Source organism: Agaribacillus sp. DX54, assembly GCF_056858335.1.
Map to the genome: position 1 here is coordinate 62,326 of NZ_JBXEQE010000023.1, position 14,093 is coordinate 76,418.

Below are 14,093 nucleotides of genomic sequence, written 5' to 3' on the forward strand. Positions count from 1 at the left end.
GAGACCTACCGAAAATTGATAAAGAAATGTTTTACCAAAAAATTCAGTATGATGACAAAAATACTAAAAAAAGCACTCATCATGTCAAAGTATGCATTAATTGGGTGTTTGTTGCAGACCTTCTTTTATTCTTTCCTCTTCGCAGAATCTACAAAAGGACAAAAGAGTATTGAAAACATCTTTGTAACGATCGAGCTCAATGAATCAAAGTTAAAAGAGGTTTTTAACAAGATCGAAAAGCTAACGGATTTTCGATTTGCCTACAAAAAAGGAGAGATACGAAATAAAGAATCACTGAGTATTCATGCGAGAGAGATCTCTATAGGCAATTTGTTGCGTCAGATTGCCCGGGAAACTAATCTTAAATTCAAGCGTGTTAACGAGGTTATTCATGTTACAGAAAATCGTTCTATGAAAAATATTGTCATGGAAGTTCAATTGCCTGACCGGCCGATAAGGGGAAAGGTAACGGATGAAAACGGAAGTGAACTTCCCGGTGTAAATGTACTGGTTAAAGACACAGACATTGGAACCATCACAGATCTGGAGGGGAATTATTCTTTGAATGTACCTGATGATGCCACTACATTGGTTTTCTCCTATGTCGGCTATATCACAGAAGAAGTCGATATAGCTGGCAGAACAACCGTGGATTTTGTTCTTACTCCGGACATCGAGACACTTGCTGAGGTTGTTGTTATGGGCTATGGCACACAGCGCAGGGAAACCCTCTCGGGCTCTGTAGTAAGCCTGGACAATGAAGTGCTTGAAAATATACCCATCAACAGTACCCTCCAGGGTATCCAGGGAAGGCTTGCCGGCGCTGTGGTCACAAGAGGCAACGGCCAGCCCGGCTCGGAAGGCTTCAACATTCAGATCAGGGGCGCCTCAACGGTCAACGGCAACAGCAGCCCCCTGATCATCATTGACGGTGTCCCCGGCTCAATGGATGACCTCAACCCCAATGATGTGGAGAACTTTACGGTGCTCAAGGATGCTTCGGCGGCCATCTATGGCGCCAGGGCCTCTAACGGAGTCATACTGGTCACCACAAAAAAGGGAAAAACGGGCAAGCCTACCATCAATGTGAACACCAACTATTCGCTGCGAAGAAGGGCCGATTTCTTCGAACAGCTAAATTCATACCAGGTGATCAGAATGGGACAGGAAGGTGATCGAAACACACCGGGCGATTCCAGGATATTTGAGCTTTCCGACGAGGTGATGGAAGCCCTGAGAAATGAGACAGGGGAACCATTTGAATTTAACGGACTGCCCGGTGAAACGCTATATGCACAAACATGGGATTATACCGACATGTCATTTGATGTAGGTTCTCAGTCAAATACCGATGTGAACATCTCCGGCGCTACGGACAAGTTTTCTTACCGTGGATCCTTTGGTTTTTTGCATGAGGACGGGCTTTTAAAAGTAGCGCCGGAAGACAATAACCAGCGGGCAAATGCCCGCTTTAACCTGGGCTTCCAGCCTGTTGAGCGGCTGCACATTGATAGCCGGATAGGCTTTTCAAGGCAGGTGAGCAAAAGACCTACCCAGTTAGGCATAGGTTCTGCTTTAACACTCTTTCCGTTTATGAGACCCTATACAGTAGCAGACCCCACCAAATATGCGACTACACAAGGCTATACCACTCCCATGCAATTTACGGCAGAGTCAGGTACTACTACCGACTATGATACGCGTATTGAAAACAACATAAAAGTAGATTATGAAGTGATCGATAACCTGACCGTTACCGGTCAGGTGGGTGCGAACCTCAGGTTTCGTGAGCAGGATAACTTTCTAAGGAGGATCCCTAACTGGGATGAAGAAACAGGGGAGTTTTTGTTTTACAGGAATAATCCGAACACGGGTACCGAGGAATTCGTCAAAGATGTCTACAGTACGCTGATAGGCTATGTGAATTACAGCAACGAGTTTGCCGGTATCCACGACCTGACCGTTACGGCCGGCGCCTCCCACGAGCAATTTGACCGGAGTGGCTTCTGGGCACGCCGCATAGCGTTCCCCAGCAATGATTTTTTCTCCCTCAACCTGGGCGACAGCGAAAATCAAACCAACAATATTGCAGGAGGTGACGGAAAAACCGATGCCCAGTGGACCATCCGCTCCCTTTTTGGCAGGGCCTCCTATGTGCTGAACAGCAAGTACATTGTTGAACTCAACACCCGCTATGACGGCAGCTCCCGCTTTGCCCGCGATACCCGCTGGGGCTTCTTCTGGGGGGCCTCCGCTGCCTGGCGGTTGGGCGAAGAAAGTTTTGTACAGAACCTCAATGTTTTCGATGCCCTTAAGCTGCGCCTTTCATATTCCGAGACCGGCAACCAGGAGGGCATAGGGCTGTATGATTATATTGAGACCGTCTCTATTGGTGGGGAATACCCCTTTGGTAATGGTGCAAGGATCGAAAGGGCCAATGTAGGCAATTTGATAGACCCCACCCGCACCTGGGAGACCGTCCAGACCTATAATATCGGCCTGGACTTTGCCTTGCTGGATAACCGCCTGTCGGGTAGCTTTGATTATTTTATCAAGGATAACGTGGGCATGCTGGTGCCTTTGGTATCGCCGGCCCTTATCGGGTCACCGCTTCCGGCCGGAAACAACGGAGCATTGAGGACTGAAGGCTGGGAAGCCATTTTAAGCTGGCAGGACGAAATCGGCTCGGACTTTTCCTATTTTATCAATATAAACGTGGACGATGCAGTAAACGAGGTAACCGATTACGGCGGCCAGGATACTTATTCCGAAGGAAGGGTTGAAATCAGGGAAGGACAGATGGTAAACACCTACCATGGTTGGGTTTTTGACGGTATCATTCAAAACCAGCAGGAACTGGACGACTATAAGGCACAGTACCTCAAGCCGGGAAGCCAGGTCCCCGCAGAGATTGGCATAGGCGACGCCCGTTACAAAGATGTTAACGGAGATGGCCTGATCAGTGTCTTTGGAGGTCTCGATGAAAACGGGGAGGCTACCCAGGGCGACGTAGTGCCACTGGGCAACCCCACACCACGCTATAACTTCGGCGTCAACCTGGGCTTTAACTACAAAGGTTTTGAGTTCTCCGCTTTTTTACAAGGCGTCGGGCAAAAAGAAATTTTTCTTGATGGCGACTGGTCCGCACCCTTTTTCTGGTGGTGGCACAAACCCGATACCCGTTTCTGGAACACCACATGGAGCCCCGAAAGGCCCGATGCCCAGTACCCCAGGATATCGCATGGCAATATCAGGCGGTGGAATTATAACCAAAGCACCCTTACTATGCTGGACGCCAGCTATATGCGGCTAAAAAATGTAACCATTGGCTATAACCTGCCCAAAAGCGTTACCAATGCGGTGGGGGTTGAGAGATTGAAGGTCTATATCTCCGGATTTGACCTGTGGGAAAGTCACAACCTGCCAGGCGGTTTTGACCCCGAGTCATTGACCTTCGACCAAACCTCTCCGCAACAGTACCCCTTTTCAAGATTGTACACACTGGGAGTCAATGTAACCTTTTAAAAATGATCGAGATGAAAAAGATAAATAAGAACACAGCTTTTTTTAATGGGAAATGTGCGGTACTGCTGTTGGCCGTGCTATTTTCCTGTACACAGGACCTGGACCTGGTGCCACGGACAACCCTTTCGGAAGCCAATTTCTGGAAAAATGCGAATGACTTCAAACTGGCCGCCAACCGGTATTATGTCACACTACTTCCCGGGCATTTAACCATAGGAGGTATTGACGACAATTCGGACATTGTTTACGGAGACGCCCAAAACACGGTGAGCGCAGGCGTCAATGTGGCTGGTGAAAATGACAATGTCTGGACCAATACCTACCAGGAGCTCAGGCAGATCCATACGATGCTGGCCAGAGCCGAAGAATATGAAGGGGACAGATCGGAAATAGCCGCTTCGGTGGCCGAAGGCAAGTTTTTCCGAGCCTTTGCCTATTTTACGCTGGTGGCCCGCTTTGGTGATGTTCCTTATTTTGACAGGGTCCTTACAGGCCTGGATGATGAGCTTTTGACAAGACCGAGGACCCCCCGCAATGAGGTCATTACCAATATACTACAAGACCTGGACGAAGCAGCGCCGGACCTTCCCCTGCAAAGCGCGCTTTCCGGCGCTGATATAGGCCGTGTCACCCGGGGAGCGGCATACGCCCTGAAAGCCAGGGTAGCCCTTTTTGAGGCCACCTGGGCGAAATATCACGGTACACCGGGCAATGTAAATGCGCTCCTGGACCAATCCATCGCAGCCGCCCGGGAGGTAATTGCAAGCGGGGAATATGAACTTTTCACCTACGCTGATAACCCGGAAGATAGCTATCTGCAATCGTATATGTTGCCCGGTAACGATTCGAAAGAGCAGATCCTGGCCAGGAGGTACCACCCTGAAATAGGCGGGCACGCTTTAGGCCACTGGCTCTGCTGTGGAGGCTTTGGCGATGGCACCAAAAAACTGGCGGACATGTATGCCTGCACGGACGGATTACCCATCGATGTTTCTCCTCTTTTTCAGGGATATGGTACGATGACTTCCGAGTTTGAGAACAGGGACCTGAGAATGTCCAACACATTTACGATCCCTGGTTCCACCGGCTTCAGATTCAGGAACAGGGACAATCCGCAAGGTGAAAGGCCTGTGTTTTCCTTCGTTGACAAAGGTCCGGCGCCCGGCTATAAAGCGCGCAAGCTGGTTTCTGTTGATGAAGAAGGATTTGTCTGGGGCAGGTGCAGTGAGTTCAAGCATGTGCTGAAATACTCCGAGCTGCTTTTAAACCTGGCCGAGGCGCTTTTTGAAAGAAACGGGATCATTTCCGACAGCGACCTGGATGCTACGATAAACCTGCTCAGGGCACGGGGAGGCGTCGCCAGCCTGACCAATGCACTGGTCAATGCCCACGGTTTGGATATGCTGTCGGAAATACGGAGGGAACGCACCGTAGAGCTTGCCTATGACAATCACCGGCTCAATGACTTGAAACGTTGGAAAACGGCCGTCAAAGAATTGAATGAGGATATCAGGGGCGTGAACATAGGAGGTGGCGCATGGGATGAACAATTTGAAGGCATTAGCCAGTCATTTCCTTCGGATGCAGAAGGCTTTAAATTGGTGGAAAGCAGGGCTGATCGCCAATTTGCGGAACGGAACTATCTTTTTCCCTTGCCGATTCAGCAAATTCAGTTAAGCGAAGGCGTTTTAGTACAAAACGAGGGATGGGATTAGTTTTTTATAGGGAATTTCCGTCGGCTTAGATTAAAAACAGCCGATTACAGTACCTATTTCATTTTAACGGAGGCCGTCTCAAAAGTCTCCAAGAGAAAGGCTGGCAAAAATTATATCGCCAGCCTTTTTAGTTGTTCTTCAATACCAAATTTGGGGTTGTGAACACAACTTCAGAAAAGATAGTATTTAAAGACAACAATGTTTTGAAGTTTCGGACGTAAAAATGGACGCCGGATTCACTGAAAATGACATTCAAATAAGAAACCTGCTTTACTGGTTTTGAAAATAACCAAACCTTGTTAACTTTCCGTACTTGTGCAATGAATTAAGGAAGATAGCAATCAAATTGAAAGATGAAAAATAAAAAAAGCTTTAAGATACTATTTGCTTTAGTGGCCATACTGAGTATAACAGGCTCATACGGACAAAATAAAAAGTATGCAGCGAATTGGGAGTCATTAGATAGTCGTCCGATAGCCGGTTGGTTTGAAGATGCAAAATTTGGAGTTTTTATTACCTGGGGGCCTTACTCTGTGCCCTCCTGGTCTCCCAAAGGGACTTATCAGGAGTGGTATTTACGCTGGTTCACAAGTGGGTCTATCTTCGGTAATGGAAAATTTACCGGTCAGGAGATCCCGGACTTTCACAAATCAACGTATGGAGAGGATTTTAATTATATCGATTTCGCCAAACTATGGAAGGCTGAACTGTACGATCCGGAAAAATGGGCGCAAATTTTTCAAAAGTCAGGCGCAAGGTATGTTATCCTGACCTCCAAATTTCATGATGGTTTTACACTTTGGCCGGATAAACATGCCACAGCATCAAGAGGATATCTTTGGAGTAGTGTGGAAACAGGCCCTAAAAGGGATTTAGTAGGAGACTACATAAAAGCGATGAAAGACGCCGGATTAAAAGCCGGGCTTTATTATTCTTTATACGAATGGTATCATCCATGGTATCAGGCCGGGTTGGACAAATTTGTAACAGACTACTACCACCCGCAATTCAAGGATCTGGTAACCAAATATAAGCCGGATCTCTTATATGCCGATGGAGAGTGGGAGAAAGACGACACCTACTGGAAAAGCACAGAGCTATTGGCCTGGCTGTTTAATGAATCGCCGGTTAAGGACCATGTGGTAATTAATGACAGATGGGCAAAAGGTCAGAGACATAAACACGGTGGCTATTTTACCACGGAATATCAAAGGGAAGAGGTGAATTTTACCAGACCATGGGAAGAAGTCCGTGGTATGGGTTTGTCTTTCGGGTATAATCGAAATGAAGATATCGAGGACTATAATTCCCCCCAAATGCTGGTTCTTATGCTCGCCGACATTGTAAGCCAGGGAGGTAACCTTTGCATCAATGTAGGCCCCACCGCGGCTGGTAAGATCCCGGTTATCATGCAGGAGCGGCTGTTACAGATCGGTAAGTGGCTCGAAACCAACGGAGAAGCAATTTATGGTACCAGAAAGTGGAAAAGGTCATATCAATGGTCTGCCGGAAGCCGGGAATTTGACCTTGTCAAAGCCGGATATGCTTATGTGGAAGGTGATTATATACTGAAGCAAACCATCGATCAACAACCCGGAAAGGCTGTTAAGGAGCTTTTTTTCACATCTAAAGGAGATAATGTATATGCGATCAGTCCAAAATGGCCAGGTAAGGAACTCATCATAAAAGATATTAAATTGAATAAGCGTTCCATAATAACTTTACTTGCTACCGGTCAGAAGTTGACCTATGTGAAATCAGGCAATAATATAATAGTCTCCATGCCTGAATTTGACCCCGGTCATTTCAGTGAAACAGATTACTATGCCTTCGCCTTTAAGATGACCGGTGTAAAATAATATCTGCATATTTTACAAATACGGATTTTACCAACCCATAATTGGGAAGTAAAGTAGCTGTTGAAGGACTTGTACCAGGTGTTAAGATTTCATCACTTTTCATCAAATATGCGGTAGCATATTGTTTTGGGATGTCATAGATTTGATTGAATAAAATACTGTGATAGTATTACTGATTGCCATGGGCATACGAGCGTATCAAAGTGGTATTTACCACTACGGAGGATTGAGGAAGTTGCTATAAACAAATTAAAAACGACAAATGTAAGGCCGGAACAGACTTCAAATATTGGAACCCGTTTCTGCAAAGATTCCATGATTAAAAACATGAAAACAATGAAAGCATTGACAAAAAAAGCCATTTTTTACAGTTTATTGCTGATCACTTTTATTTCCTGCTCCAGGAGCGACGGTTTGTTGATCCCTACTGCCAGCACCATAAAAATCACTGATACTGATTCCAAAGATTCCATCATTATCAAGGCGGCCCATGTGGTACCGACACCTAACCAATATGCGGCTTTAAAAAACGAATTCATTGCCTTTATACATTTCGGGCCCAATACTTTTACCAGAATGGAATGGGGATCGGGAATGGAGGATCCCGCCGTATTCAATTTACAAAACCTGGATACGGACCAATGGTGCAAAGCCATGAAAGCCGCAGGCATGCAATTAGTAATCCTTACTGTCAAACACCATGATGGTTTTTGCCTGTGGCAAACCCGCTACACCCGGCATGGGGTGATGTCTTCCCCTTTCCGGAACGGACAAGGTGATATACTCAGGGAACTTTCCCAATCATGCGAAAAGTATGGATTAAAACTGGGGGTTTACTTGTCTCCCGCAGATCTGTATCAAATAGAAAACCCTGAAGGACTTTATGGAAACCTTAGCAAGCCTTCGGAGCGGATCATCCCGAGACCGGTTGCAGGCCGCCCCTTTGAAAATAAAACCACTTTTACATTTGTGGTGGATGATTATAACGAATACTTTCTTAACCAATTATTTGAGCTGCTTACAGAGTACGGCCCCATTCATGAAGTATGGTTTGACGGGGCCCATCCCAAAAGAAAAGGAGGTCAAACCTATAATTACAAAGCCTGGAAAGCGCTTATTCGCACGTTGGCGCCTGAGGCTGTTGTATTCGGAAAGCAGGATGTTCGCTGGTGTGGAAACGAATCCGGGAAAACCAGGGATACCGAATGGAATATTATTCCCTATCAGGACGATCCGAATGAAATAAACAGTTTCCCTGATCTCACTGCCCCGTCCCTGGGGAGCCGGGATGAGCTCTATCAGGGAAAATATCTCCATTATCAAATGGCAGAAACGAATACTTCGATACGGGAGGGATGGTTTTACAGGGATGATGTAGATCAAAAAGTTCGTAGTGCAGATGACGTTTTTGACATTTACGAGAGGTCGGTTGGAGGAAATAGCATTTTTCTGTTGAACATCCCACCAAACCGGGAAGGCAGGTTTTCTGAGGCGGATGTTAAAGTTTTGGAGGAGGTTGGACGGCGTATACAGGAAACGTATGCTAAAAATCTGTTGGACAAGGCAAAAGGGCCGGCAAATATACTGGACGGCAATCAGGAAAGTTATGAATTATTAGCCGACAACAGTAGGCCCTTAGAATTTAACACCCCCCAACCCGTTACTATCAACCGTTTTGTCATTCGGGAGGCTATCGTCACGCATAGTGAAAGGGTCGAAAAGCATGTGCTGGATGCCTGGATAGATAATGATTGGAAAGAAATTGCATCGGGAACCAATATAGGCTATAAAAGGATACTTCGCTTTCCCGAAGTTACCTCCCAAAAATTCAGGATCCGGGTACTTGAATCCCGGCTGCAACCGGCTATTTCCGCTGTGTCGGCCCACTATTATAAAACCCGTCCACCACAGGTTTCCATCAAAAGAGATATCCATGGAATGGTTAGCATACAACCTAAGCAGCATACTTTCCGATGGAAGCCCCATGGAGAAGACATAGCCGGAAATATCAACAGGGACATTGAAATCAGGTATACCTTGGATGGCTCCACACCTACTAAGAACGCAAAGCGCTATGAAGCGCCATTCATGATGCCATCCGGTGAAGTCAAAGCATGTGCATTTGTTAAAAATCAGGAAGGCAGCGTAGCCTCCAACCTGTTCGGTGTGATCAAAAAGGACTGGAGATTGATTGCATCGAATGGAGCGCAAGATAAACACCAGGGAACAAAAGCTTTCGATGCAGATGCCAATACCTATTGGTTATCAGAGCAAAAGGGCAGCCGGCATTATCTGGAAATTGACCTGGGAAAAGAATATATGCTCAAAGGGTTTGCCTATACCCCACAAACAGAGAATGCCCTGGGTATGATAGAAAAGGGCGAAATTCAAATCAGTGCTGATGGTCAAAAGTGGATGGCCCGGGAAGCATTTGAATTTGGTAACCTGATTAACGATCCAACACCGAGAAGGCATTATTTCAACCGGCCTGTAAAAACCAGGTACATCAGCGTACAGGCCAAGGCAATAGCAGGAGGCAGCCGGCTGGCCGCTATTGCCGAAATTGATTTTTTTGAGGAAGAAAAATAACGAAGGATTCGAAAAATATCGTTTTTTAACCCTATTTTCTCAGTCTTTTTTGGCTGCTCTTAAAAGGCCGGACTGTTACATTATACTTGAAAAATTTGATCTGAAATTATTTTTTTGCAGATCATTTTGATTCTACGAAAAATGTACCTGAAAAGCGCAGTAGATTGAAGGGCACCGCCAGAGGGGGGTAGGATTATTTAAAGATAAAATAGGGCTATTGTCAAGGTATTGACAAGTACCTTCACTCACTTTGCTCAAAGAAGCGGAAAAATTCAAGTAGTGTTCCTATAGGTCAAACCAAAAAAAGCTTACATTAATCCGCTCAGGCGTGCCAACCGATTACCTGAAACCAGTGTCGTATCTGTATAAAACAGCATGTGAAAATAAAAGCATACATCATGGCTAACAAACGCTTATGTGTCGTTGTTATAGCGTATGAAACACAAGGCAATTTTCTCTTATAATACATTCTTGATTCATGGGGAATCAACTTTGAATGAGTAAACAAAAGTCCGGAGGTATCGACACACAAACCAGGGGAAGGTGGTGACGTACTCTTTGAAAAAGAATTTTTAAAAGCAGCCTCAATTCTGGGAATGCATATATCTGCTTTTCCAGCCTATAGTAATTCAAATCGCCATATTTCTGATCGTACTTCTTCAACCACGGTTCTTGTAATTGGTGCCGGAGCTGCAGGGCTTTCGGCCGGGTATTTACTGAAGCAAAAAGGGATTGATTTCAAAATACTGGAAGCTAGCCCGGGTTACGGAGGGAGAATAAAAAAGACAGATGACTTTGCAGACTTCCCGATTCCGTTAGGGGCTGAATGGCTGACCGTTAGCACTAGTATTTTTGATAAGATTGTTAACGACGATGCGGTTTCTGTGGATGTCAATACTGTTGGATACAACCAAAATGATGAATATGGTATTTGGAAAAATAACAAGTTATTATTAAGTGATCTGGGTTCCCTTAATTATAGAAAATTTGTGAATAGCACCTGGTTCGATTTTTTTGACGAACATATTGTCCCTTCCATATCTCAGGATATTGTCTGTAATGCGGCTGTAAATACTGTCGATTACACAGGCAGTAAGGTAATGGTCAGCGCGGAAAGTGAAGTATACACGGCAGATAAAGTAATTGTAACGGTGCCACTAAAAATAATTCAAAATGGTACTGTCAAATTCACCCCACCGTTACCCAAAAACAAATTAAAAGCCATAGATAACGCTGTGGTTTGGGACGGGATTAAAGTTTTCTTAGCGTTTTCCGAAAGATTTTACCCGACTTACATAGATTTCAAAATAACTCCTGAAACAGATGGTCAGGTTTCCTATTTCGATGCAGCATACGGTCAGCATACTGATAAAAACATATTGGGTTTGTTTGCTGTAGGTACACCCGCAAAAAACTACACATCATTCGATGATGACGATTTGAAAAATTACATTCTGAATGAGTTGGATAAGATTTTTTCAAATCGAGCCACACCCAATTACATCGATCACATCGTTCAGGATTGGTCGAAAGAACCCTGCATACAAGGGGCTTACCTCAATGACTATGAAGACTGGAAGACGGTAAGAACACTCTCTAAACCGGTTGCGGATAAAATCTATTTTGCAGGAGAAGCTTATACTTCCGGTGATGATTGGGGAAGCGTGCAAGCAGCCACGCAGGCGGCCAAAGAGACAGTTGATAAAATTACAGATTGAAAAATGCCCGCAATTGAGTAAATGTTGGACGGTTCGAGGGTCGCCGGTTTATTTCTCATATGGTAACACCGAAGCTTTGGTGCGAGTGTCACTACCAATTATATGGGCCAGGGCAAAATTTATAACCAAAAAAATATGACAAACAATATAAAAACAGCTTGCCTGTTCATTGTATCGGTATTTTTTTCAATGCATGGAGTTTATGCTCAAAAAATTGATAGAAATGATTTATTAAATACCTGGCATCTGGATAAATATGCAGATGAAGAAGACTACTATAAAGTTCCCAAAATAGAACAGGGAGATTATATTAATTTGAAAGAGGATATGACTTTTGAGTTAAAGACCGAAGGTGAAATAGGAAAAGGGACCTGGATGTTAAATACCAATGGTACCTATATCACCACTATTGTTGCTTACCCCTTTCCACGGCAACAGTTCCAATCACCGTATGGGTAGAATCCTGTGAACTGAATTTTTAGGTAAAGAAAATATGGGGTTCGACAAGGTTAATCTTAAGCTTCGTCAAAAAAGCTTTTACCCCCCATAAAAAGAAGGTACTATTGTAGGAAGCCAGTAAAGCCAACCGGCCTTCTCAAAAACAAGCTTTAATCTGTGGCTGAGGTCTGATAAAATCAAAAGTAGACGATCGATGACTAAACCCTGCATTTGTTAATGCATCGAGATTAATTATTTCATTGCTGTTCTGTTTCCTGAATCATCACCGGGATTGGATAGGGCGCCGGTGCTATTGTCTGAGGCAAATCTTCAAGCTACAGCTATCTAAAACGGTTGAAATCATTGTAATGTTAATTTATTTTTACTTTCTTGTAAAAACTAAAACAGTAACATGGTGCATAACTAATCTTGAATTGAAAGTTCGTCCGTTACATACTGACCAACAAAAATTATTTGCGGACATTTACGAATGTTACTTTGACCGTCTTTTTGCCTATGCGTTAGTGCTCACAAATTCTCAGCGGTATGCTGAAGAGACCGTATCGGAGGTATTTTATAATTTGTTGAGATCAAACAAAGGTCTGTCCGGGATTCGGGACTTACGATCTTATCTATTTGCCTCCGTACGTAATCAGGCTATTCGTTTGGTTTCTTTAAACCCGGCTTCTTTCGATACATTCCAGTACGATCACATGAAGAGTTCGGTACAGGATGTTAACCCGGAAGATTTAATGATAGGAAAGGAATTGGAGGCCTTCGTAGAAAACGTTATTCAGCAATTGCCGCCACAGTGCCAGCTTGTCTACCAAATGGTGCGGGAACAACACATGAAACATAATGTGGTGGCCGAGCAACTCAATATTTCACCTAATACCGTCAAAAATCACGTGATCGCTGCCCTGACCAAAATTCGTGAAAGAATAGAGCAGCATTTTTCAGAGCCTTCCGTCATCAGATTTTCGCCCTCTATCCGTACCATGACCGCTTTGATGATAGCGTTGGTATGTTTATTTCAATAAAACAGGCTATTCTTTAAAAAAAACTCATTTTTTCGCTTTTTTTATTAAAAGAGATGAAATATTTGCAATTCGGCTAGTCCTGAGCATGTTAATTTGACTCTTACTATAACCATTACACAATCGGTTACGATTTCAGGATATGGATTATGGATAAGATTATATTGAAGCAACTTACGGGTGAAAGCCTGACTGAACAGGAAAAAGTAAAACTGGATCATTGGCTCAGGGCGGATGTTAAAAACCGTATTGCCTACAATCAGCTCAAGCTTGCCTTTCTAAGTCGAAAAGATCAGTTTGATGGTAGCATGAAAACCCGTGTCAAAGAGCGTATCCTGGCCAAAGCCCGGTCTGAGATTAAAGTGCATCAACCAGTTTCATCAGGGATAAAAGGATGGAAGAAGGTAGCTATATGGCTCCTTGTTGCCTGTTGTGGAATCCTGTTCTATGAAATAGCCCGAAACAATTATTTGGAGGAAAAGGCCGAAATACCCCATTTAATTGAGAAGATCAGTTTGGATGGGCAGAAAGTTGCTATTACGCTACCGGACGGTACTAAAGTAAAGCTCAATGCCAGTAGCAAGCTAATCACACCCGATAAATTCGAAGCAGCGCAAAGAGAGGTGACTTTGATGGGGGAAGCATTTTTTGAAGTGGCTGAAAATCCCAAAAAACCATTTATTATACACATAGCAGGTTTACATGTAGAAGTATTGGGTACGTCTTTTAACATTGACACCTATGCGCTAAACAAGGATCATACATCTATTGCGGTGGCTACTGGTAAAGTACGTGTAAAAGCATCCACTGATTCGTCTGAAGCAATTGACCTGGTACCCGGGCAGATGCTCACGCATGCCCGGGAGACCGGAGTAATGAAAGTTCAAAATTTCGATTGGGATAAAGAACTGGCCTGGAAAGATAACTTCCTGGTTTTTAAGAATGATAACATCCATACGATACTTTCCGAACTCGAGAGATGGTATGGCGTAGACACCCAACTGGATAAGGTCATTGCTGAAGATAAATACTTTACAGGTAAATACAATAACCCGACGCTGGAGTCTGTATTGCGAGGGCTCTCTTTTGTTTATGACTTTGAATACAATATCGACCATAAAAAAGTAATCATCAAATAACTAAGTAATCACCAAATGACTAAAATTATGTACAATTATCGCCGATTTTATAATACAAGTTAACCTTGTTACA

The 14,093-nt window shown here is 44.2% G+C and carries 8 protein-coding genes; all 8 read left to right on the top strand.

Annotated elements, in window-relative coordinates:
* Positions 1-48: 48 nt before the first annotated feature.
* The 8 genes from AC04NP_RS21210 to AC04NP_RS21245 all read left to right on the top strand — a co-directional run bounded on the left by AC04NP_RS21210 (position 49) and on the right by AC04NP_RS21245 (position 14,020).
* Positions 49-3,525, top strand: a complete 3,477-nt coding sequence (locus AC04NP_RS21210) for a SusC/RagA family TonB-linked outer membrane protein (protein WP_482861949.1) — start codon at positions 49-51, stop codon at positions 3,523-3,525.
* A gap of 11 nt (positions 3,526-3,536) precedes the next feature.
* Complete coding sequence (locus AC04NP_RS21215; RefSeq protein WP_482861950.1) at positions 3,537-5,240, top strand: RagB/SusD family nutrient uptake outer membrane protein; 1,704 nt, start codon at positions 3,537-3,539, stop codon at positions 5,238-5,240.
* A 353-nt stretch (positions 5,241-5,593) separates the two neighbouring features.
* Positions 5,594-7,099 (top strand): alpha-L-fucosidase, encoded by a 1,506-nt coding sequence (locus tag AC04NP_RS21220; protein WP_482861951.1) that lies wholly within the window; start codon positions 5,594-5,596, stop codon positions 7,097-7,099.
* A 336-nt stretch (positions 7,100-7,435) separates the two neighbouring features.
* Positions 7,436-9,688: an alpha-L-fucosidase gene (locus AC04NP_RS21225; protein ID WP_482861952.1), complete on the top strand. Its 2,253-nt coding sequence runs from the start codon at positions 7,436-7,438 to the stop codon at positions 9,686-9,688.
* A gap of 596 nt (positions 9,689-10,284) precedes the next feature.
* The gene (locus tag AC04NP_RS21230) at positions 10,285-11,406 is read left to right on the top strand and encodes a flavin monoamine oxidase family protein (protein WP_482861953.1); all 1,122 of its coding nucleotides are present in this window, start codon (positions 10,285-10,287) and stop codon (positions 11,404-11,406) included.
* A gap of 135 nt (positions 11,407-11,541) precedes the next feature.
* Positions 11,542-11,865 (top strand): hypothetical protein, encoded by a 324-nt coding sequence (locus AC04NP_RS21235; RefSeq protein ID WP_482861954.1) that lies wholly within the window; start codon positions 11,542-11,544, stop codon positions 11,863-11,865.
* Positions 11,866-12,278: 413 nt separating this feature from the next.
* Complete coding sequence (locus AC04NP_RS21240; protein WP_482861955.1) at positions 12,279-12,884, top strand: sigma-70 family RNA polymerase sigma factor; 606 nt, start codon at positions 12,279-12,281, stop codon at positions 12,882-12,884.
* Positions 12,885-13,030: 146 nt separating this feature from the next.
* Positions 13,031-14,020 (top strand): FecR family protein, encoded by a 990-nt coding sequence (locus tag AC04NP_RS21245; protein ID WP_482861956.1) that lies wholly within the window; start codon positions 13,031-13,033, stop codon positions 14,018-14,020.
* Positions 14,021-14,093: the final 73 nt, after the last annotated feature.